We start from the raw sequence: 21,198 nt of genomic DNA on the forward strand, positions 1-21,198 counted from the left end.
ACATATTCGATTTAGAAGGTCAACAGTGACGCTTTTTGTAAAAAGGGGCCATGCTAATGTTTTGGCTAAGAGTTAATTAAAACAAGTAAGGTAATTTTATTTAATATAAGCTAAAGCTAAATTATCGATTTTAAAAGTAAATCTCGACAGCACAGGACTGCGACACATGACAGCAACACATCCATTGGCCTTACCTCTCATCAATATTTATGCAAAAGGCGGTTACACAGTAAAGTTACATATTGGCAGTCAACAAACGGAAGTGAACTTAATTGTTGATTCTGGTAGTAGCACATTAGTTGTCGGTCAAGTCGCTTATCACCCCGAAGATGATACAGATTTAACGGCCACCAGTTTTGCTCAGGAAGTGACTTACGGTATCGGTGGTTGGGACGGGCCTGTCATAAATACGAATGTCACCATAGGCAATGATACATTTTCATTTACTTTGAATCCGTGTCCTGTAGCAGTGGTGTCTTCGCTGGCACAACGCAAAACATTTGGCGAAGCCAATGGTATTTTAGGCCTAGCTTACTATCAACTGAATTCAAGCTATGACCTGCATGATTATTTAGTTGAACGTAATGTTTCCCCGCCAGTTACCTATCCTTGGCCATTTTCAGAAGAGGATTCGGTTTGCCCAAATGAGACTCATCACCACACTGATGAACATCAGCACTTTAGTAGCAATGATTTAACCCGCTTTAAGGCTTTTTTAAAAACTCAGCCAGAGCAGGATATTTTGCCGTATTTTACCCAGTTAGAAACTCAAGGATTATGTGCAAACAAGTTCGCTTTTTACTCTCAGCGATCCAGTGTGCATGTGGCGAGTGCAACGCCATCAAAAGCATCACTTGCTGCAGATCCTTTAAATCAGGGCTGGTTAATTCTTGGTGGTGGCAAAGAGCAAACACACTTATATCAAGGTCAATTCAAGCACATAAAAGTTGAACATAACGTACACTACAATGTCACCTTAGTTGGGATTAAAGTGGGTGACTTTGCGCAAATTAATGCCGCCGATCTTAAACCTGAGTTTGCCTACTACTTAACCAATGCAATTATCGATACCGGCACTAGCGGTATCATGTTAACGGATGTGTTATTCGAGGGGTTAAAGCAGAACTTACAAACCTTGACTGAAAAACTAGCCGCTTCCGCAGCAAACAAACACACTGGCATTCCACAGGATTTTTTAAGCTTAATTGCGCCTTTTACCGACCTTGCAGCACAAGAAGTGGGGATCGATGCCGAATTACTGGATTTAACGCAGTGGCCAGATATTGAGTTTATTTTTGCGGGTCATCCTGAGTGTGATGGTCATGGCGGTGCGCCAGCTTCTCATACTCACTCTCAAACTCAAACTCAAACTCATACTCATACTCAAACCAATAGTCACCAACCAGAACCCATCACATTAACTTGCAAGCCCCATGATTACTGGCAACTTAATAGTCCTTTACAAGGTAAAGCGTGTTTCAAAATTATTGGCAAGTTACCGCAGTGGGGTAATCAGTCATTAATTGGCTTACCGCTACTCAACAATTACTACGTTATTTTTGACCGAGAGGAACATAAAACTGGAGTGATTCGTTTTGCAGAGCAAGTACCCTTTGAATCAAAACTGGTGCAAGGGGCAGCCAAACATCAGCTATCAGTATCAACGGGTGCGGTTAAATGAATTACAGCTTTAACACTCAACGTCTGTCAATGCGATTAATACAGCAAGGTGATTTTGACATATTTGAGCGGCTCTACTCCGATCCTAAAACAATGCGAAAAATATGCGCCCCCTTTGAGCCGAAGCAAATCAAGCAATTTTTCGAAACTGCCTTACAAGATAACCTCACTCCAATCAAACAACGCAGGGTGTGGCTTATCGAACACAATAACCAAGCAATCGGTTTACAAAGCTTATTCGCACAACAAAATCAATCGAACCACGCTGATATTGGCATTATGTTATTAAGACAATATAACGGTAAGTTACTTGCTGAAGAGGCGACTATCGGCTTAATTAGTTTTGGTTTTAGTCAGCTTAAATTCGAACGAATTTACGCTCAATATGACAGCACCAATTATGCAACCCATAGAAGTACCCAAAAATTGGGGTTTATTATCGAACAGCCAGAAGCTGATATCACAGATAAAAAAAGCACTAAAGATAAAACCCAATACATCAGTAGTTATGTCACCGCAGAAATTTGGCAGAAATCACTGCCAAATCATATTAATACCTGTTAAATTGTTATCATCAAGGTAACATTGAAGTAACATTAGCTGTAATTATTAAGGCGTGAGAATACACTCCAATGAATGGATCTTTAGTTTGCGTAGGGTTAGGAATGACGCTAGGGGCGCATATTTGCCCTATTAGCAAGAGCCATATTGATAAAGCCGACGTGGTATTTTCTGGTGTCTCTAACGGTATTGTCGAGTTATGGCTTAAAGAAATGCACCCCGATGTCCGAAGCCTACAAGTCTTCTACGATAAAGGAAAGTCTCGCCACATTACCTATAAACAAATGGTTGATGCCATGCTCGCACAAGTCAGAGCGGGTAAAAAAGTCGTTGGCGCTTTTTACGGCCACCCAGGCGTATTCGCTCAAGCTCCCCATGTTGCAATCGAACAGGCAAAAAAAGAGGGTTTTGATGCCAAGATGATCCCTGGCATTTCTGCTGAAGACTGTTTATATGCGGATTTAGGCATCGACCCGGGTCGTGTTGGTTGTCAGCATTTTGAAGCAAGTCAATTTATGTTCTATCAACGTAAAATTGATGCATCTGCTTACTTAATATTATGGCAAGTGGGTGTCGCTGGCGATAAGTCTTTACAGCGACTTGAGACAGGACAAGCCCATAAGCAACTGTTAGTTGAACTGTTACTTGAAACTTATCCTGCAGACCATTCGGTAATATTATATGAAGCGGCAGTGTTACCGATTGATAAGGTTCGCCAACAACGCATCCCAGTTAACGAATTAGCCCAAGTTGCTATCCATCAACATACCACATTGGTGATCCCGCCTTCAGAAAGTATGAAAGTTAATACCAAATTACAAACCCGACTACTTGAGCTAGAAGCTCAATTAAGTCACCACCAAGCAAGCTAAATTGTAAATATAAGCTGGATTTACAAGACATCATTTTAAGGAGAAAACATGTCAAACATTATTCAATTACTCGAGCGTATGGGACAAGATGCGGACTTACAAAATCCACTTTCATTAGCGGATGCGATTTCAACATCCAATTTAACTCCTGAGTTAAAACAGGCATTATCAAGTAATGACATCACTAGCTTAGAAAAGCAGCTTGATATTTGCCCTGATATTGTTTGCATGATGCTTCCTGCAGAAGGTGAAAAACCAGCAGAGGATGAAAAACCTGCTGATGAAAGCCAGCCTGAAGATAAAGATAACGACCCCTCAAATACTTAACTATTTACATAGATAACTGGCGAAAATAAAAATGGATCTAAAGTTGATGAAAAAGTTTGTTTTTATTTTCGCACTATTTATTTCAACATCGCTAAACGCAAATTACATCGATGATTTGTTAGTTAAGGCTGATAATCTTCGTAGTAGCCACCCAGAAACGTTTCAGACAATATTATCAGAACTAGAACAAGCACAGCTGTCTCAGCAACAACAAGGGCATTACCACTACCTGCTGGCTTATCAAAAATCATTTAAAGGTGATTTTAAAGGCGCGATTGGCCTCTATACCGATATTGTCGATAACGATCAAACATCCACGTCGATTAGATTTCGGGCAACGATATCACTGGTTAACATCTATGCTATATCGAAAGATTGGAATCAAGGCCTAAAGCATCTGCTCATTAGCCAAAGCTTATTGCCCGATATTGTAGATAACGAAAATAAACAACGTGGATTACTCATCAATGCCATTTTTTATAATCAAATTGGTCAATATGAGCTAGGTGAAGAATATGCCAGTAAGCTATCTGATTACGTCACAAAAGGCCGTAATCACTGCATGGCGGCGCAGCTTTCGTTAGAGGCTAAATCCAAACTCAATCTGATTGAGTACGATAGTCCGCTTTTTAATGATGGCATTGAGTCTTGCGAGCAGGCTCAAGAGCCTGTAGTGCTGAGTGGGATTTATACCTCTAAGGCTTCGCTATTAATAAAAACAAATCTACACCAACAAGCGTTAGCACTGTTACTGCAACATCAATCGATGATTGAGCAAACCCAATACACCCCAATTTTATCTTATTTCTATGGTTTCCTTGCTCAAGCCTATTTCGACTTAGGTGAAAACCAGCAGGCTAAAAAAATGGCTTTAAAGACATTAACTTATACTGAAACTTTAGGCAGTTCAGAACCAGAAGTGATTGCTAATAAAATATTGTATAGCCTTGCTGAACAAGCGAATAACCCCATTGAGGCGCTTAAATATTATCAACAATTTGCCGAAGCGGATAAGGCTTACTTGAATGATATAAAAGCCAAACACTTAGCTTATCAACTCGCAAAACATCGAGCTGCTGAGCAACAAAATAATATTGAGTTTTTACGCCAACAAAACAATTTATTATTGCTAAAACAAAAGATTGATACCGTTGAATCAGAAAATAACCGTTTATTTATCGCACTGCTCATTTTGTGTGTCACCGTATTACTAGGGATGATTTTCAGAACCAAATCGACGCAAAAGAAACTGCGTCATCTAGCGCAAAATGATGCTCTAACCGGATTGTTTAATCGTCGCTATTTCACTCAACGTGCCACTATTGCGATTGCCAGATGTAATAACCTCAAGCAGTCAGGCAGCTGTATATTGTTTGACTTAGACAAGTTCAAAAACATCAATGACAGTTATGGCCATAAAACAGGGGACTGGGTATTAAAAATGGTCGCTTCAGAGTGCAAAGAAATAGTCCGTAATAAAGATATTTTTGCCCGTGTTGGCGGTGAAGAGTTTTGTTTGTTTTTGCCCAACTGCAGCATAAGCGATGCATTAGTCATAGCTGAAACCTACCGAGCCAAACTTAATGCAATCATCACTGATGAAACAGGGTTTAATTTTGAGATAAGTGGCAGCTTTGGGGTGAGTGACTTCAGCACTTCTGGTACATCATTAGATAAACTGATTGCTGATGCTGACCATGCCATGTATCAAGCTAAGAAATCTGGCCGAAACAAAGTTTGTGCATCAACTGAAACTTATGCTGATTAATCTAGGCATCAATAAAGCCACCTTGGTCATTTAAAGCGAGGCAGTTATCAAAAAGCCTAACTACTATATACTCAAGGTGTAGTTAGGCTTTTTAGGACAAGACATAGGAATGCCAACCTTAAGGTTTTACATTCGCATCAGAAAACTAGTCTGAAAAAGTACTCCAAATCGGGGCGTGATCTGATGGTTTTTCAATAGCGCGTAAATCGTAATCTACGTCTGATTCAGTCAGCCTTGGCAACATAGATTTGGTCACCATCACCACATCAATACGTAAACCGCGGTTATCAACAAAGCCCTTACTGCGATAATCAAACCAAGAATAACGCTCAGTGCGATCTGGGTGTAATTCACGGAAACTATCAACAAAGCCCCAGTCTTTTAATGTCGCTAACCATTCACGTTCTTCAGGTTGAAAACTGCACTTACCGCTTTTAAGCCAACGCTTGGCGTTCACTTCACCAATACCAATATCTAAATCAATCGGTGAAATATTAATATCACCAATAATCGCGATATCTTCATCTGGGGTGTGGTTATCGGCAAGGTGTTGCATTAAGTCTTGGTAGAATTTGCGTTTAGCAGGGTATTTAGTCTCATGGCTGATGTTCTCCCCTTGTGGGAAATAGCCATTTATCACAGTTAGAATACGGCCATTAGCTTGAGTAAACTTACCCATGATCATCCGGCGTTGGGCATCTTCTGCATCGCTACTAAAACCTTTAATGACTTCAACAGGTTCAGCTTTTGACAGCATAGCCACACCGTAATGGGCTTTACCACCGTGATAATGTACGTGATAACCCATTGCTTCAACGTCAGCGACTGGAAATGCTTCATCGTGGACTTTGGTTTCTTGCAGGCCAATAACATCAGGCTGGTGGCTGTCGATTAACGCTTGCAGCTGATGCAAACGTGCTCGAATACCATTAATGTTAAATGAGACTATTTTCATTAAACCAGTACTCTTTTAAATGGCTTAACGATAACTTTTTCATAAACGCCCGCTGCAATATACGGGTCTTCATCTGCCCAAGCTTGTGCAGCGACTAATGACTCAAAATCAGCAACTACTAACGAACCGGTAAAGCCTGCTTCACCAGGATTTTCGTTATCAATAGCAGGATGAGGGCCTGCAACAAGCAAACGACCTTCGCCAGCCAATGCTTCTAGGCGCGCTAAATGAGCAGGGCGGACAGCCATGCGCTTTTCTAAACTGTTTTCAACATCTTGTGACGAAATCATGTACCACATAAGTAAGTTTCCTTAAGTTTATTTTGCTTGTTCAGACTCATCATGTTCCATATGTTTATACAGATACACAACGGTAATAACAGTATTGACCAGTGTTAATGCACTTAAGCCAAAGACTTTAAAGTTGACCCAGGTTTCTAGCGGCAAACTGAAGGCAACATAGATATTAGCCAAACCACAGGCAACAAAGAAGGTAACCCAATACCAAGTGACGTTGGCCCAAATGTTATCAGCACACTTCATTTCTTTGCCAAGCATGCTTTTTAAAATTGGCTTGCCAATTAACTGGCTGACAAGTAATGCGATGGCGAAGAAGGCATAGACTATGGTGACTTTCCATTTAATGAATGCGTCATCATGGAACACTAAGGTTAAGGTGCCGAAAAAGGTCACCATGGCAAAGGTGATTAAATGCATTTTTTCGACTTGTTTATAGAGCAAATAAGTCACGATAAGCTGCACGGCTGTGGCAGCAATTAGCGCACCTGTTGCAGTATAAATATCATAAAATTTATAGACGGTAAAAAAGATAACCAATGGCAGAAAATCAAGCAGTTGTTTCATTAGATGCAATAACCTAAAAGTAAGTGTTAGCAGTCCGTTTGCTAAAGGAAAATAATGGCTCAAAGTGTAGCAGTTACCGCAGCTGATCTGAAGTTGATTCGCCGTCGTTCGGCTGAACTTGGGGAAATTTTGATAAGTTTTTATTGATCGTTGAGGATCGGTATTGGCGCTGTGTATGTTTGGTCCCATTAATATAAAAAAATGCCGCAATCCTATTGGATTACGGCATATTTAGTTTCAATGTTTTGCTTTAATTAACGTCAGCTTATGTCCGTTGACTTGTAAGCTTACTCAATTAGCCCTTATGCGTCGCCGCTTTCATATTACGGGTAAATTCAGCTAACTGTTGTAGCAATGCCGCTTCATCGTGCTGGTTTCGCTCAATGATTTTCACTACAGCAGAACCTGAAATTGCGCCAGCAGCGCCAGCGTTAATAGCTTCACTGACTTGGCTTGGCTCAGCAATACCAAAACCTAATAATGGTGGCGGTGCATTATATTCAGCCAGTTTAGCGAGTATTTGATCAATGGGCTGACCAGCTTTTGACTCTGTTCCTGTTACCCCAGCACGAGATAACAAATAGGTATAGCCTTGACCTTCAACGCTGACCATTTTTAAGGTGTCGCTATCAGCATTAGGCGGGGCGATAAAAATTGGCGAGATCCCGTGTTTTTTAGCAGCTTCACTAAAGGGAGCTGACTCTTCAACGGGCACGTCCGCAATTAGCACAGAATCAACACCGGCTTGTTGCACTTTGCTATAAAACGCATCAATGCCATTAGTAAACACAAGGTTTGCGTATAACAATAAGCCAATAGGCATATCTGGGTATAACTCACGCACTTGGGTGAGCAGCGCAAAGCAATCAGCCACTGTGGTGCCAGAGTCTAGGGCACGTAAGTTTGCGCCTTGGATCACAGGGCCATCTGCTAATGGATCTGAAAACGGAAAGCCTAACTCTAATGCGTCAGCGCCGTTATCCACTAGGGTTTTAATGATGTTAAGTGATACTTCAACCGATGGATCGCCTAAGGTCACAAAAGGCACAAAAGCGCCTTGTTTTTTAGCGGCTAATTCAGCGAAAGCAGCTTGATAACGATTGGTATTATTTACAGACATGTTGATTTCCTTATTTCGCAGCATCAGCTGAAGCACGTTGTTCTAGAATGTCAGAGACGGTGAAAATATCTTTATCACCACGGCCCGAAAGGTTAACCACTAAAATGGTTTCTTTGGTTGCCTCTTTTGCTAATCGTACGGCATAAGCGATCGCGTGAGCTGACTCTAATGCTGGGATAATCCCTTCAGTGCGAGCCAATAACTGGAAACACTCTAAGGCTTCATCATCGGTTGCTGACTCATATCGAGCGCGGCCAATTGAATTTAAATAAGCATGCTGTGGACCAACAGATGGGAAATCAAGACCTGCTGACACTGAGTATGATTCTTCAATTTGGCCATCGCTATTTTGCATTAGTGGCGCTTTCATCCCAAAGAAAATACCAGTTTTACCGTGCTTTAACGGCGCGCCGTGCATTGGGGTATCAATGCCTTTACCTGCCGGCTCAACGCCAATAAGCTCAACGTCTTTTTCGTCAATAAAGTCAGCGAACATGCCAATGGCGTTTGAACCTCCACCGACACAGGCAATCACGGCATCTGGTAAACGGCCTTCTTTTTTAAGAATTTGCTGTTTAGTTTCTTCACCAATCATGCGCTGAAATTCACGTACAATTGTCGGAAATGGATGCGGCCCAGCAGCTGTGCCTAATAAGTAATGTGCTTTGTCATAACTTGCAGACCAGTCACGCATGGCTTCATTACAAGCATCTTTAAGGGTACCTGAGCCTGAGGTGACAGGGATAACTTCTGCGCCCATTAACTTCATTCTAAATACGTTAGGTGATTGACGCTCAACGTCTTTAGCGCCCATGTAAACTTTACATTTAAGCCCTAATAACGCACAGGCTAATGCCGATGCAACGCCATGTTGGCCTGCTCCGGTTTCTGCAATAATTTCTTTTTTACCCATACGTTTTGCCAGTAATGCCTGGCCTAATACTTGGTTAGTTTTATGGGCGCCGCCGTGGAGTAAGTCTTCACGCTTTAGGTAAATTTTTACCATTGGGTTAGGGCTTAAATTACGGGTTAATGTCAGCGCAGTTGGGCGACCAGCATAGTTTTTCAGTAAATCAGTAAACTCTTTTTGAAACTCAGGATCTTCTTGAGCATCAACAAAGGCAGTTTCTAGTTGCTTAAGAGCAGGGACTAGAATTTGTGGCACATACATGCCGCCATATTCACCAAAATAAGGGTCTAACTTAAGCTTTGTCATGGGTATTCCTTAATGATTCTGTTTAATTTTGTTGTTTAGCAGGCGCTTTGCCATTCAGTCTTGCCTAATGGCACTAATTCTTTCTAATGGCGTTAAAGGCTAAATTAATTTTGTGTGCATCTTTAATTCCGGGCGCAGATTCAACCCCTGAATTAACATCTAAGCCATAAAAGCCTTGCTGGTTGGCTTCAAATATATTTTCGGGTGTCAGCCCACCTGCAAGCATGGCGTTATCTCGTTCAGTCGCTGTTATAACTGATGAATCGAGTAACCCTTGCCAGTTAAATGTCTCGCCGGTGCCGCCAAATCCAGCACTATTTTTACTATCGAATAAGTATCGGCCACAGCCTTGTGCTTTATCGCCAACGGTATTGGTGCTGCTGTCTACGCTCACCGCTTTCCAAATTTGGCAATCAAGCTTGGCGCTTGCGAGTAATTGTTTTAGCTCGCTTATGTCGGCGCTGGTTTCATTACCGTGTAATTGCACTACCTTTAAACCAACAGCCTTGACGGTTGCAACGATTTCAGCATTGGCTTGATTGACAAATACGCCGACAAAATGAAGTCCAATGCCTGCTTGCTGGCTTTGGTTAACAAGGTCTGCCGCGTGTTCAACGCTGACATGACGTGGCGATTTTGAATGAAAGATTAATCCGCCAAATACCGCGCCCGCTTGAGCTACCACGCTAATGTCTTCAAAACGGGTTAAACCACACACCTTATTATTGCCAAAAATGAGCTGACGACAGGCTAAATCAATATCATCTTGGGCCATAATTGAACTGCCAACAAGGTAGCCATCAACCAGTGGATTTAATCGCTTAACTTGTTGGTTGGTGTAAATGCCAGACTCACTAATAATAACTCGGTCAGCTGGAATTTGCGGCGCTAAGGCTTCTGTCATGGCAAGGTCGGTACTTAAGTCACGCAAGTTACGGTTATTAATACCGATAATAGCGGCATTAAGTTCAATTGCTCGGTCTAACTCTTGTTGATTACTGACTTCAGTTAAGGCATCTAAATTGTATTTTGCGGCTTCAGCGGCTAAAAGCTTGTATTGCTCATCATCAAGTACTGACAACATTAATAGCACTGCATCGGCGCCTTGATGAGCCGCAAGCTTGATTTGGTATGGGTCAACAAAGAAGTCTTTGCATAAAATAGGTTGGCTAACGCGAGCGCGTACTAACGGAATATAGTCGATATCGCCTTGGAAAAACTGCTCATCGGTTAATACTGAAATACCGGCGGCATATTTGACGTAAATGTCGGCAATGGCTTCAACATCAAACACAGGGCGAATGAGGCCTTTAGAAGGGCTGGCTTTTTTACATTCAAAAATATAACCGGCATTGGGTGCCTTAAGCGCATCAAACAAACTACGGTCTGAAATTTTTGGCTGTAAGCTGGCTTCAGGGTAGCGCAATTTTAATGAGGCAATATGCGCTACTTTGGTATCAACAATCTTGGTTAATACGTTTGATTCTTTATCCGCTGTATTAGCGCCAGAGTTAGTGGTAGTCATTATTTCGCATCCTCTTGTTGGCTTGCTGCAGCGAGTTGGGTTAATACTTCATAAGCTTTACCACTGTTGATGGTTTCAAGTGCTAACGCTGTGCCTTGCTGTACCGTGTCACACACACCGCTGACATAAAGCGCACAGCCGGCATTAATGGCGACAGCGTCACGATGAGCAGGTTGGCCTTCACCTTTTAAAATTGCTTGGGTGATAAGGGCATTGTCACTTGGCTCACCACCTTCTAGTGCTTTAATTTCTGCAGGCTCAACACCTAAGTCTTGTGGGGTTAATTTATAAAAACGAATTTTGCCATCATTAAGCTCAGCTACTTGGGTTTCGCCATGTAACGCAACTTCATCTAAACCGCTGCCATACACCACCATTGCACGTTTCACGCCTAAGGCATTAAGCACATTGACAATCGGCGCGATTAGTTTCGGTGAATACACCCCAAGTAACATGGCTTCAGGTTTTGCTGGATTAATCAGCGGGCCTAGAATATTAAAAATGGTGCGAGTTTTAAGGGCTTGCCTTACAGGCACAGCATGTCTTACACCGGCATGGTAATGGGGCGCAAACAAGAAACATAAACCAAAATCATCAACACATTTACTGGCAGATTCAGGGCTCATGGTTAAGGCTATGCCGCAGTGCGATAGCACATCAGATGCGCCCGATTTACTCGATACGCCGCGATTACCATGTTTAGTGACTTTTGCTCCAGCAGCTGCAGCAACAAAAGACGCGGTAGTAGAGATATTAATGGTGTTATGGCCATCGCCACCTGTGCCAACAATATCGACTACGCCTTGGCTTAACGACGATGCGCTTCGTGGGAAAGGTTTAGCCGCTCGACGCAGCGCATCTGCAGCACCTGTTATTTCATCAATGGTTTCGCCGCGCATTTTTAGCGCCACTAACATGCCCGCCATGGCGACGGGATCCATTTCGCCAGCAACAATAGCACTAAATAATTGCGCACTTTGGCCGCGAGTAAGGGCATTACCTTGGTATAGCGAGTCTAAAAGTGGTTGTAGCTCAGCCATTACAGGGCTCCTTTAACTGGTGAATCAACACTAGCTGACGTATCAACATCTGCAGATGTTTGAGTTAGGTAGGTAAGCGTTTGCGTTAATAAGGTGCTGCCTAAAGTGGTTAATATTGATTCTGGGTGAAATTGAAAACCCACCACTTTATCTTGAGGATGCAAAATTGCCATTGGCATATCATCTGTACTGGCAATGACCTCTAAACATGCCGGCACTTGAGTGGCGACTAAGCTGTGATAACGGGCAACGGGCAGAGGTGAAGGCAGGTTAGCAAATACACCTTCGCTATTATGAATGGTTGGACTGGCTTTACCATGAACGACAAAAGGAGCGCGTTCGACTTTACCGCCGTAATGCTCAACCATGGCTTGATGACCCAGACAAATTCCCAACATAGGGACTTTACCCGCCACTTTTGCAATAAGCTCCATCATGCAGCCTGCTTCGTGAGGCGCACCGGGGCCGGGAGATAATACTAATGCGGCTTTACCGTTTTCGCTTATTAGCTTTTCTGCTAAATAATCAGCACTGACATCATTACGATAAATCATCACTTCAAAGCCTAAGCAGCGGAATTGATCCACCAAGTTATAGGTAAATGAGTCGAAGTTATCGAGTAAATACAATTTCATATTATTGTCTTGCGTGGCAGTTGTGTTTAAAAGAGTGCTCATAGTCCGCCTCCCATTTTAATTGCTGAAATAACGGCTTGTGCTTTTTGACGGGTTTCGTTGGCTTCAGCTTGGGGATCGGAGTCAAACACCACACCCGCACCAGCTTGAATATGGGCAACATCATGTTTAACAAAGGCTGAGCGGATCACAATACAGGTATCCATATCACCTAAACCATTAAGGTAACCGACAGCGCCGCCATAACTGCCACGACGAGCTTGTTCAGCTTGTCTAACTAACTGTGAAGCACGAACTTTAGGCGCGCCAACTAAGGTGCCCATATTCATACTTGCTTGGTAGGCATGTAGCGCGTCTAAATCTTCGCGTAATTGACCTGTCACCCGACTCACCAAATGCATCACGTGAGAGTAGCGGTCAACTTTTAATAACTCGGCCACTTTACGACTGCCGCTTTGACTAATACGAGCAATATCGTTACGGGCCAAATCCACTAACATTAAGTGCTCAGAGAGCTCTTTTTTATCAAGGCGCAGTTCAAGTTCAATACGGCTATCTAAATCAAAATCAATCTGGCCATCGGCAGTTTTACCCCGTTGGCGGGTACCCGCAATAGGGTAGATTTCAACTTGATTGGTGGCGGCTTCATATTTAAGGGCACTTTCAGGTGATGCGCCAAATAAAGTGAAATCAGGACCACGAAAGTAAAACATGTATGGACTTGGGTTAGTCAGTCTTAATGCGCGGTATGCACCTAGAGTATTAGGGCAAGGCAAGCTAAAGCTACGTGAGGGGACAACCTGGAAAATATCGCCAGCAACAATGTGCTCTTTTAAATCAACCACGGTTTGTTTAAAGGCTTCATCGCTGATATTGACTTGAGTCGGGGCATCAATACTGACCAATGGCGCTACTGCTGCCAATGTTTGGCAATTGGCTTTAAGCTGAGTAACTCGCTCAAGCAGTGACGAGGCTTGAGCTGCACTGTCGAAAAATTGATGAGTAATAATGTCGGCTTGCTGGGTTTGGTGGTCAACCAAGATTAAGGTTTCAGCTAAATAAAATAAGTAATCAGGGCAATCGTTGTCGGCATTAGGAACATCAGGTAGCGGCTCTACCGTATCAATCAAGTCATAGGCCAACACACCGCCTAAAAATAAGTCCTCAAAAGCATCACTTTGATCAGTTTGTATGTGCTGGACAAACATTCTTAAACCATCAAGGGGTGAGGTGGACTTTAAGCGGGCATCTTCATCTTGTAGCTCTTTGGCTTTAGCAAGATGAATGGTAATAACATTATCTTGGCGTTGTTGCTCACTGGATTGGAAAAAGTTACTGATTGGCGTAAGTAAGCTGGCGCCGTTATCAGTTAATGCAGTAAAGGTGAGCAGGTAACCATCACAGCGGACCATCATGGCTGCATGGGTCAATACAATACTTTTAAGATGATCTTTGCTTTCTATTTCTGCTGACTCTAACAACATAGTATGCGGCGCATTAGCAGTAATATGCTGATAAAGACTAAGCGGGTCAGCGTGATATGCTAAGGTCTGCTTTTGGGTTACCACATGGGCAAATTGATGTTCCATAATGCTTATTGCGCCTCGCTTATAGTGTGCTTTTTCATACTCTGTTCTCTTCATTTTAGCTTGGATTGCGTTAGTTTTATTGGAGAGTGCAAGCCGTAAATAGCAAAAAAGCCCACATCTCTGCGGGCTTTTTAGTAAAATCTTGTGTTATTTAAATAACCACAACGCTTCACACCACCCGTTAATTTGGGAAGTGCCACCACCAACTGATGTTTAACGCGTTAAAGTTTGTCATTTAAAAAGGTTCTCTTTATGTCATTTGCAGGTCATTTCACTGCGAAGTCATTTATAATGGGTTTTATATTCTGTAACTAGCTATAGAAGACCTTAGCTGGCTTATAAAGTCAATTGAATATTTCTCAAATTTATTATTTTTTTACAACTAGCGACTAAAGCAGTAGCAATTTGATGTATATGTAGCAAATAAACGCTAGATGGCTAAGCATTCTAACAAAGTTTAAAGTACAATAACCTAATGATAACAGACTCCCTATTGGCCGATCTTCACAGCCACACGACCGCATCTGACGGCGTACTCACTCCAGCTGAACTTGTTGAACGTGCCATTGATAAAGGCGTGCAAATGCTCGCTATTACTGATCATGACACCGTTGCTGGATTGGCTGAAGCGCATCAATACAATAACCAACATTCCACGCCATTAAAACTGATTAATGGCGTTGAAATTTCAACTCGTTGGAATAACTTTGATATTCATATTGTCGGTTTAAATTTGGATATTACCGATGCTGCGCTACTTGCGTTTTTAACAAACCAACGTGAATTACGTGAGCAACGGGCTAAAGACATTGGTATTCGTTTAGCTAAGGCGGGTATTGAAGGTGCGTATGAAGGCGCACAAAAATTTGCAGCAGGCGCAGCTATCAGTCGAGGCCATTATGCGCGCTGGTTAGCTGAAAAAGGCTATGCCAAAGATATGCCGAGTGTTTTTAAACGGTATTTAGCCCGCAATAAAACCGGTTATGTTCCCAATAATTGGGGCGATATGGCCAGCGCGATTAATATTATTCACCGTAGTGGTGGCGTTGCGGTATTAGCTCACCCAAGCGGGTATAAGCTATCTGCTAAATGGCTTAAAAAATTAGTCCGTGAATATAAAGAAGCGGGCGGTGATGCGATGGAAGTCGTATTAGGACAACAAAGTATTGATGATAGAGCCAACTTGGTCGCATTAAGTCATTTGAATAACCTAATGGGGTCAATTGGCAGTGATTTTCATTTTCCAAGTAATTGGATTGAGTTGGGTAAAAATTTATTCCAACCTGCTGGGATACAGTGGGTGTGGCAAGCAGAATCTTGGACGGAGCGAACATGAGCCAATTTTTTTATATACATGATGAAAACCCGCAGGCGAGATTAATTAGCCAAGCGGTTAATATTTTAAAACAAGGTGGGGTGATTGTTTATCCTACCGATTCAGGTTATGCACTGGGCTGCATGATCGGTGAAAAAGATGCCATGACCCGTATGGCGCGCATTCGTAAGATTGATAACGACAATAATTTTTCGTTAATGTGTCGCGATTTATCAGAATTAGCCAATTTCGCTCGAGTGGATAATCAAGCTTACCGCTTATTGAAAAGTTGCACACCTGGGCCTTATACCTTCATCTTTAAAGCCAGTAAAGAAGTGCCGCGTCGACTACAATGTGACAAGAAAAAGACCATTGGTATTCGTGTGCCAAACAATTTAATTGCACTGGCATTATTGGAAGCGTTAGAAGCGCCAATTATGTCTACCAGTTTAGTGATGCCAGATGCAGAATTTGCTGAGTCTGATCCTGAGCATATTCGAGATATTTTAGAGCACAATGTCGATGCTATTATTCATGGTGGTTACCTTGCTGAAAATCAAACCACGGTTATAGATATGTCTGAAGGCGATATCGATATAATTCGTCAAGGCGCCGGCGATACCAGTATTTTTGAATAACCCTTGCAACGGTTGAATGCACAAGTTTGATTGATAGTGGTTTCAACCACAGTCAATAGTGCGTATAATCGCGCGTTTGGTAATTTCTCGCTAAAATTAGATGCAGATATTTTCTGAATACTTAGTTGATATAAGTTTAATCTTTGTGAAATACAACAGATATAGCCAAACAGTAGTAATGTAGTTTAATAAGTTATTTGACTTAGAAAGCTGATTTTAATCATTAAATTAAGGGACGACAATGCAAGGTATCCAGAAAAGTTTACCTTTAGCGGTTGTTCGAGGCGAAGCGTTTGACGCAATGCCTAATGATTTATTCATTCCTCCTGAAGCCCTTGAGGTGTTTTTAGAAACATTCGAAGGCCCGCTAGATTTATTGTTGTACTTAATTCGTAAGCAAAAACTCGACGTTGTTGACTTACCAATAGAAAAAATCACCAGCCAATATTTAGCTTATATTGAAATTTTAACCGAAGCGCGAATAGAGCTTGCCGCTGATTATTTAGTCATGGCAGCCACATTAGCCGAGATAAAATCACGACTACTGTTGCCTAAAATGGCAACCGAAGAAGACGATGATGAAGATCCTCGGGTAGTGTTGATTCGTCAATTGAAAGCTTATGAAGTTATCAAACAGGCATCAGCTGATTTAGATGAACTTCCGAGGCTAGAGCGAGATGTATTTTTAGCGAAAGCGACACTCTCGCCCAATGTAAAACCAATGGTGATGCCACCTGAAGTGTCTTTAGTTGATATTGCTCAAGCATTTTCAGAGGTACTCAAAAGAATTGATGCCAACGAACATCACCATGTAAAACGCGAGCTATTATCGACCCGTGAACGCATGAGTCAGATATTAGCTTTACTATCGACCGAGCATTATGTGCCATTTACTGATTTATTTGACATTAGTGAAGGCCGAGCTGGCGTGGTAGTGAGCTTTTTAGCTTTAATGGAACTGGTTAAAGAGCTATTGGTTGATTTGGTTCAAAACGAGCCGTTAACCCCCATTTATGTCAAAGCGTTTTAAGCTGCATTGCACAAGATACGATAAAGGATGACCATGCAAATAAACATGATTCAATTAAAACAATTAATCGAAGCCAGTTTATTTGTGTTGGGTAAACCACTAACCGTAAAAGCATTAAAAGACACAGTATTAGTGAAATTTGATGTCTCTCGAGCACGCATTAAAGAATGCCTCGATGAATTACAACAAGATTATCAAGAGCGTGGGGTACAACTGGTCGAAGTGGCTGGTGGTTATCGCTTTCAAACCCAAGAGCTGTTAAGTGAATTCTTACAACCATTGTGGCAAGAGAAATCCCCTAAATATTCACGTGCGACCTTAGAAACCTTAGCAGTAATTGCATACAGGCAACCAGTTACTCGCGGTGATATTGAATATGTAAGAGGTGTGGCCGTCAGCAGCCACATAATAAAGAGTTTAGCTGATAGACACTGGGTAAAAACAGTGGGTCATAAAGAAGTGCCTGGGCGACCGGCACTCTATGCCACCACCAGTGAATTTTTATCTTATTTTGGCTTGAAAACCCTAGCAGACTTACCGTCGCTATCGGATGAAGAGTCATTGCAGGCGTTATTTGAGAAAGTCTCAATGGCGTCACAACAAACAGAAGAGTCGAACTAGATGAGCGAAAAATTGCAGAAAGTCTTGGCCCGTGCAGGCCATGGCTCCCGTCGTGAGATGGAGGCATGGATTGCTGCAGGCCGTGTTAGTGTAGACGGAGAAATTGCCAACTTAGGTGATCGCGTTGAAGCAGAAGCTAAAATCCGTATCGATGGCCGTGCTATAACCATCAAAACCGAAGATGACATTATTTGTCGTGTGTTGGCATACCATAAGCCAGAAGGTGAAATTTGTAGTCGTAAAGATCCTGAAGGCAGAACAACGGTTTTCGAACGTTTACCGACAATACGTGACTCACGTTGGGTAGCGGTAGGGCGTTTGGATATCAATACTTCAGGTTTACTGTTATTTACCTCTGATGGTGAACTAGCTAACCGTTTAATGCATCCATCAAATGAAGTTGACCGTGAATATGCGGTGCGCACATTTGGTGATGTACCTGAAGCGGCAGTTCAACGTCTTCGTAAAGGCGTGACATTAGAAGATGGTCCTGCCAACTTTGATACCATCAAAGCTGCTGGTGGTGAAGGCCTTAATAAATGGTGGCATGTGACCCTAAAAGAAGGGCGTAACCGCGAAGTTCGCCGCTTATGGGAATCACAAGAAGTGCAAGTTAGCCGTCTTATCCGTATTCGTTACGGCATGGTTGAGCTACCTAAGTCACTACCTCGTGGCGGTTGGGTTGAACTGGATATGGAGCAAGTAAACTACTTGCGCCAAGTTGCAGGTCTAGAGCCTGAAACTCGCACCATGTTAGGTACTGATAAACACAGTGTCGCTCGTGCTAAAGTGAAAGGCGCTAAGATCCGCCGAGCAGTGCGTAAGCACAAAACTACCGCAGCGCGTCCTAAATCAAACCGCCAGCGTAGTTAATACGTTTTAGTACGTGCTTGTTTGACACAAAAGGCCACACTATGTGGCCTTTTTAATACCTAAAACCTCTGCCTACTTATTAAAACACCCGTAATAAAGCATTATTAGTTAGTCATTTCGTGGTGTTTTGCTATTAATCTCATAATTCCCTATCGCTAACTTGAAACTGTGATATCTGCTAACTATATTTAATGTTGATGGTTTTTTCATCAATTACGTACACTTACAGTTAAGGGAGTATTCAATGAAAAAGTTAATCGGTGCCATCTTTGTGTGTCTTATCTATGGCTGTGCTTCATCGCCAGCAACCTGGAAAGGAATGTCAGAAAGAGATATTGCAGATTGGAAAGCGATAGGCTTTGATGCAGCTAAAGCTCAAAAATGGAGTAAGAGCGGCTTTAATGCTGAACAATCACAGCAATGGAGCGAAGCGAGCTTTAATGTTGAGTCAGCAGCTGAATGGTCAAAAGAGAAATTTAATCCAGAAGAAGCGGGTACATGGAAGCAGTCAGGGTTTGAATTAGAAGATGCCATAGAAGATCGAGCTAAAGGCCTAACCCCAGTAAAAATGGATAACTAGTATCAGATCGCAAATAGTGAGTACGAAATGGCAGCACAAACCACAAAATTGCTGCCGAAATAGTCAAACAGAAAGATAATGACAATTTATGCTTTACACCAGACAGTGAGATAGCTATTATCTCACTCGTTCGGAGAGATGGCAGAGTGGTCGAATGCACCGGTCTTGAAAACCGGCATGGGTTTGTAGCCCATCTAGGGTTCAAATCCCTATCTCTCCGCCATATTTAAGACGAAAGGCTCATCAGAAATGATGAGCCTTTTTCGTTTAACTTACTAAAAATATTGAAGATTAATACTATCAATTCAAAACTACTTTATTGTCTAGTGTTTGAAGTGCCTGTTTTATAGTCACTTATCTTCCTTGAGAGGATTGACTCAGTCAATATCCCTGCTTTTCGCATCAGCAGAGCTCCTATTAACGTGTACTTCACTCGTATCTGTTTAGCTGTAGTAGCTCAGACTTGATCTGACAGTTACCCATTTTTTTATGGTGTCTGTCAGTTTAGATTTGAGCTAGATTTTTATCTGCCCAAATTTGTTTCCCATCCAATAATGTTTCAAGTGGCGTTCGACCAGTACAGGGGGCTAAGTAAAGCTTTGTGTCTAAGGCTGCGGCTATCACTTTATGATTCGCAAACTCACGACAATTGCTGATCGTTGTCGTGTGCGCATAACGTTATGTTCTTTAAAACTGGCGAATATCAGAATGCATTGAAAGACATATTTTTATATAGATGTTTGATGTTTATTAGTAGTTTGTCACAAATTTAAATTTCTGGTTGTTTACGTTATGAGGTTTATCACTGAAGCTATCGTTGTAGATAAGTAATATTAACACTTACATATATAAGTAAAATCATTGGAAGTTTTGGGGATGAAACAATCAATAATAAGTAATAAAGTTACCATTGATTCTGCAATTGAACGGCGAGAGAGACTAGAATTAACACTAAATAACGAGGTAAGTCGTTTAGGTTTTATTGGGGGCACTTATATTCTCGATTTGGCAAGATCGGTGAAGATGCAAAACTCTCATATTGATGTTGATGCTGAAGTGTCGATTAGTAAACGTGAGAAACGACATAATTTTTTATATTCTAACTCAGCAATGCGTAAGATGAGAGCGGACTTTACCAAAAAAGCCATTAAAGTTGAGCCAAATATGAGCAAATTGAATGCTAGTGGCATTCAGATTTTTAGTTACGAAGAGGATACGGAGGCTTCACGACTGTGTCGTGATGTTTTAAGTAAGTATAACGTAAGAAGCCGCGTCTATTATCGTTACCAGAGTGAAAACTGTCCTTATCTTCATGGGCGATTTTTTTTCATGAGTGAATTTGAACCAACAGTATTAAAGACGTTTGCGGAGCAAAATTGGGAACAAATGCAGCAATTTATTTCTAATTTTCATAATATGGTACTGGGAAGTGAAGCAACATCAGAGATTAATCCTTTCACTGGTTTGGGGCTTATTTCGCGTAAAAGTCATAATGTGTTAAAAATGCTTGCAGAAGGTCATTCAAGAATTTCAATTTCAGAAACGCTGCACTTGACTGAGCGTGGTGTCGACTACCATGTCAATAAAATGAAAGCCTTATTTGAAGTTAAAAACAATTCGCAACTGGTGGCTGTTGCATTTAAATATAAAATTTTGTCATAAGGTCTAATAGCTCAGATTTGATCTGACCGTTACCTCTTTTTTTATGGTGTCTGTCAGCTTAGATTTGAGCTAGATTTTTATCCACCCAAATCTGTTTCCCATCCAATAATGTTTCAAGTGGCGTTCGACTGATCAGTCACCGATAGATTTTGAAATCTCTTTTAGAAAAGTGTCCGGTTGGAGTTGACCAGAACAAGGCAATATGTAAAAAGGGAACGGACTTAAGAACCGTGTCAGATAGTGATATTGAGTTTGCGTTGTCGGGAATAAATTACTGACCCAAAAAGTGTTTAGGGTTCAAGCAGCCAGCTGTAATATTTAAAAATAT

General features: G+C 41.8%; 21 protein-coding genes and 1 tRNA gene. 13 read left to right on the forward strand and 9 right to left on the reverse strand.

Annotated elements, in window-relative coordinates; all coding sequences use genetic code 11:
* Positions 1-166 precede the first annotated feature (166 nt).
* The 5 genes from BCU94_RS16200 to BCU94_RS16220 all read left to right on the forward strand — a co-directional run bounded on the left by BCU94_RS16200 (position 167) and on the right by BCU94_RS16220 (position 5,208).
* Entirely contained in the window at positions 167-1,681 is a 1,515-nt protein-coding gene (locus BCU94_RS16200) for a pepsin-like aspartic protease (protein ID WP_102476966.1), read from the forward strand.
* Complete coding sequence (locus tag BCU94_RS16205) at positions 1,678-2,244, forward strand: GNAT family N-acetyltransferase (RefSeq protein WP_102476967.1); 567 nt, start codon at positions 1,678-1,680, stop codon at positions 2,242-2,244. The genes BCU94_RS16200 and BCU94_RS16205 overlap by 4 nt, the downstream gene beginning before the upstream one ends.
* A gap of 68 nt (positions 2,245-2,312) precedes the next feature.
* Positions 2,313-3,113, forward strand: coding sequence for an SAM-dependent methyltransferase (locus BCU94_RS16210; RefSeq protein ID WP_102476968.1), 801 nt, complete (start codon positions 2,313-2,315; stop codon positions 3,111-3,113).
* Between the two features lie 48 nt (positions 3,114-3,161).
* Entirely contained in the window at positions 3,162-3,440 is a 279-nt protein-coding gene (locus tag BCU94_RS16215; RefSeq protein WP_102476969.1) for a hypothetical protein, read from the forward strand.
* Positions 3,441-3,486: 46 nt separating this feature from the next.
* The gene (locus BCU94_RS16220; RefSeq protein ID WP_157937402.1) at positions 3,487-5,208 is read left to right on the forward strand and encodes a GGDEF domain-containing protein; all 1,722 of its coding nucleotides are present in this window, start codon (positions 3,487-3,489) and stop codon (positions 5,206-5,208) included.
* Positions 5,209-5,353: 145 nt separating this feature from the next.
* On the opposite strand, the gene xthA is transcribed toward BCU94_RS16220, so the two are convergent.
* The 9 genes from xthA to BCU94_RS16265 all read right to left on the reverse strand — a co-directional run bounded on the left by xthA (position 5,354) and on the right by BCU94_RS16265 (position 14,151).
* Positions 5,354-6,163 carry an exodeoxyribonuclease III gene (xthA, locus tag BCU94_RS16225; protein ID WP_102476971.1) on the reverse strand — a complete coding sequence of 270 codons (810 nt, stop codon included), beginning with the start codon at positions 6,161-6,163 and terminating at the stop codon, positions 5,354-5,356.
* Positions 6,163-6,462 (reverse strand): YciI family protein, encoded by a 300-nt coding sequence (locus BCU94_RS16230; protein WP_102437429.1) that lies wholly within the window; start codon positions 6,460-6,462, stop codon positions 6,163-6,165. The genes xthA and BCU94_RS16230 overlap by 1 nt, the downstream gene beginning before the upstream one ends.
* An 18-nt stretch (positions 6,463-6,480) precedes the next feature.
* Complete coding sequence (locus tag BCU94_RS16235; protein WP_076537104.1) at positions 6,481-7,026, reverse strand: septation protein A; 546 nt, start codon at positions 7,024-7,026, stop codon at positions 6,481-6,483.
* A 295-nt stretch (positions 7,027-7,321) separates the two neighbouring features.
* The gene (trpA, locus tag BCU94_RS16240; RefSeq protein WP_198590468.1) at positions 7,322-8,152 is read right to left on the reverse strand and encodes a tryptophan synthase subunit alpha; all 831 of its coding nucleotides are present in this window, start codon (positions 8,150-8,152) and stop codon (positions 7,322-7,324) included.
* Between the two features lie 4 nt (positions 8,153-8,156).
* Positions 8,157-9,362 carry a tryptophan synthase subunit beta gene (gene trpB / locus BCU94_RS16245; protein WP_102437427.1) on the reverse strand — a complete coding sequence of 402 codons (1,206 nt, stop codon included), beginning with the start codon at positions 9,360-9,362 and terminating at the stop codon, positions 8,157-8,159.
* A 73-nt stretch (positions 9,363-9,435) separates the two neighbouring features.
* Entirely contained in the window at positions 9,436-10,887 is a 1,452-nt protein-coding gene (gene trpCF / locus BCU94_RS16250; protein WP_102437426.1) for a bifunctional indole-3-glycerol-phosphate synthase TrpC/phosphoribosylanthranilate isomerase TrpF, read from the reverse strand.
* Entirely contained in the window at positions 10,887-11,927 is a 1,041-nt protein-coding gene (gene trpD, locus BCU94_RS16255; RefSeq protein WP_102437425.1) for an anthranilate phosphoribosyltransferase, read from the reverse strand. Before trpD ends, trpCF begins: the two co-directional genes overlap by 1 nt.
* Positions 11,927-12,562: an aminodeoxychorismate/anthranilate synthase component II gene (locus tag BCU94_RS16260; protein ID WP_102476980.1), complete on the reverse strand. Its 636-nt coding sequence runs from the start codon at positions 12,560-12,562 to the stop codon at positions 11,927-11,929. Before BCU94_RS16260 ends, trpD begins: the two co-directional genes overlap by 1 nt.
* 38 nt (positions 12,563-12,600) lie before the next feature.
* Entirely contained in the window at positions 12,601-14,151 is a 1,551-nt protein-coding gene (locus tag BCU94_RS16265; RefSeq protein WP_198590903.1) for an anthranilate synthase component 1, read from the reverse strand.
* Between the two features lie 475 nt (positions 14,152-14,626).
* Here BCU94_RS16265 and BCU94_RS16270 point away from each other — a divergent pair, with 475 nt between their 5' ends.
* The 8 genes from BCU94_RS16270 to BCU94_RS16305 all read left to right on the forward strand — a co-directional run bounded on the left by BCU94_RS16270 (position 14,627) and on the right by BCU94_RS16305 (position 20,870).
* Complete coding sequence (locus tag BCU94_RS16270) at positions 14,627-15,487, forward strand: PHP domain-containing protein (protein ID WP_102437423.1); 861 nt, start codon at positions 14,627-14,629, stop codon at positions 15,485-15,487.
* Positions 15,484-16,104, forward strand: a complete 621-nt coding sequence (locus BCU94_RS16275) for an L-threonylcarbamoyladenylate synthase (protein WP_076537094.1) — start codon at positions 15,484-15,486, stop codon at positions 16,102-16,104. The genes BCU94_RS16270 and BCU94_RS16275 overlap by 4 nt, the downstream gene beginning before the upstream one ends.
* Before the next feature lie 241 nt (positions 16,105-16,345).
* Positions 16,346-17,134, forward strand: coding sequence for a ScpA family protein (locus BCU94_RS16280; RefSeq protein ID WP_076537092.1), 789 nt, complete (start codon positions 16,346-16,348; stop codon positions 17,132-17,134).
* A 33-nt stretch (positions 17,135-17,167) separates the two neighbouring features.
* Complete coding sequence (gene scpB, locus BCU94_RS16285) at positions 17,168-17,755, forward strand: SMC-Scp complex subunit ScpB (protein WP_102437419.1); 588 nt, start codon at positions 17,168-17,170, stop codon at positions 17,753-17,755.
* Entirely contained in the window at positions 17,756-18,628 is an 873-nt protein-coding gene (gene rluB, locus BCU94_RS16290; RefSeq protein WP_076537086.1) for a 23S rRNA pseudouridine(2605) synthase RluB, read from the forward strand.
* A gap of 244 nt (positions 18,629-18,872) precedes the next feature.
* Positions 18,873-19,208 carry a hypothetical protein gene (locus tag BCU94_RS16295; protein WP_102437417.1) on the forward strand — a complete coding sequence of 112 codons (336 nt, stop codon included), beginning with the start codon at positions 18,873-18,875 and terminating at the stop codon, positions 19,206-19,208.
* Positions 19,209-19,340: 132 nt separating this feature from the next.
* Positions 19,341-19,431, forward strand: a tRNA-Ser gene (locus BCU94_RS16300).
* 653 nt (positions 19,432-20,084) lie between these two features.
* Positions 20,085-20,870 (forward strand): helix-turn-helix transcriptional regulator, encoded by a 786-nt coding sequence (locus BCU94_RS16305; RefSeq protein WP_102476974.1) that lies wholly within the window; start codon positions 20,085-20,087, stop codon positions 20,868-20,870.
* Positions 20,871-21,198 lie beyond the last annotated feature (328 nt).

It is taken from the genome of Shewanella sp. 10N.286.52.C2 (genome assembly GCF_002874545.1).
Taxonomy (GTDB): domain Bacteria; phylum Pseudomonadota; class Gammaproteobacteria; order Enterobacterales; family Shewanellaceae; genus Shewanella.

Coding starts and splice junctions, on each gene's coding strand:
- BCU94_RS16215 (WP_102476969.1), top strand. CDS start 3,162: ATGTCAAACATTATTCAATTACTCGAGCGTATGGGACAAGATGCGGAC.
- BCU94_RS16295 (WP_102437417.1), top strand. CDS start 18,873: ATGAAAAAGTTAATCGGTGCCATCTTTGTGTGTCTTATCTATGGCTGT.
- BCU94_RS16260 (WP_102476980.1), bottom strand. CDS start 12,562: ATGAAATTGTATTTACTCGATAACTTCGACTCATTTACCTATAACTTG.
- rluB (WP_076537086.1), top strand. CDS start 17,756: ATGAGCGAAAAATTGCAGAAAGTCTTGGCCCGTGCAGGCCATGGCTCC.
- BCU94_RS16270 (WP_102437423.1), top strand. CDS start 14,627: ATGATAACAGACTCCCTATTGGCCGATCTTCACAGCCACACGACCGCA.
- BCU94_RS16200 (WP_102476966.1), top strand. CDS start 167: ATGACAGCAACACATCCATTGGCCTTACCTCTCATCAATATTTATGCA.
- trpD (WP_102437425.1), bottom strand. CDS start 11,927: ATGGCTGAGCTACAACCACTTTTAGACTCGCTATACCAAGGTAATGCC.
- BCU94_RS16275 (WP_076537094.1), top strand. CDS start 15,484: ATGAGCCAATTTTTTTATATACATGATGAAAACCCGCAGGCGAGATTA.
- BCU94_RS16205 (WP_102476967.1), top strand. CDS start 1,678: ATGAATTACAGCTTTAACACTCAACGTCTGTCAATGCGATTAATACAG.
- scpB (WP_102437419.1), top strand. CDS start 17,168: ATGCAAATAAACATGATTCAATTAAAACAATTAATCGAAGCCAGTTTA.
- trpCF (WP_102437426.1), bottom strand. CDS start 10,887: ATGACTACCACTAACTCTGGCGCTAATACAGCGGATAAAGAATCAAAC.
- BCU94_RS16305 (WP_102476974.1), top strand. CDS start 20,085: ATGAAACAATCAATAATAAGTAATAAAGTTACCATTGATTCTGCAATT.
- BCU94_RS16210 (WP_102476968.1), top strand. CDS start 2,313: ATGAATGGATCTTTAGTTTGCGTAGGGTTAGGAATGACGCTAGGGGCG.
- BCU94_RS16265 (WP_198590903.1), bottom strand. CDS start 14,151: ATGGAACATCAATTTGCCCATGTGGTAACCCAAAAGCAGACCTTAGCA.
- trpB (WP_102437427.1), bottom strand. CDS start 9,362: ATGACAAAGCTTAAGTTAGACCCTTATTTTGGTGAATATGGCGGCATG.
- BCU94_RS16230 (WP_102437429.1), bottom strand. CDS start 6,462: ATGTGGTACATGATTTCGTCACAAGATGTTGAAAACAGTTTAGAAAAG.
- xthA (WP_102476971.1), bottom strand. CDS start 6,163: ATGAAAATAGTCTCATTTAACATTAATGGTATTCGAGCACGTTTGCAT.
- BCU94_RS16220 (WP_157937402.1), top strand. CDS start 3,487: ATGAAAAAGTTTGTTTTTATTTTCGCACTATTTATTTCAACATCGCTA.
- BCU94_RS16280 (WP_076537092.1), top strand. CDS start 16,346: ATGCAAGGTATCCAGAAAAGTTTACCTTTAGCGGTTGTTCGAGGCGAA.
- BCU94_RS16235 (WP_076537104.1), bottom strand. CDS start 7,026: ATGAAACAACTGCTTGATTTTCTGCCATTGGTTATCTTTTTTACCGTC.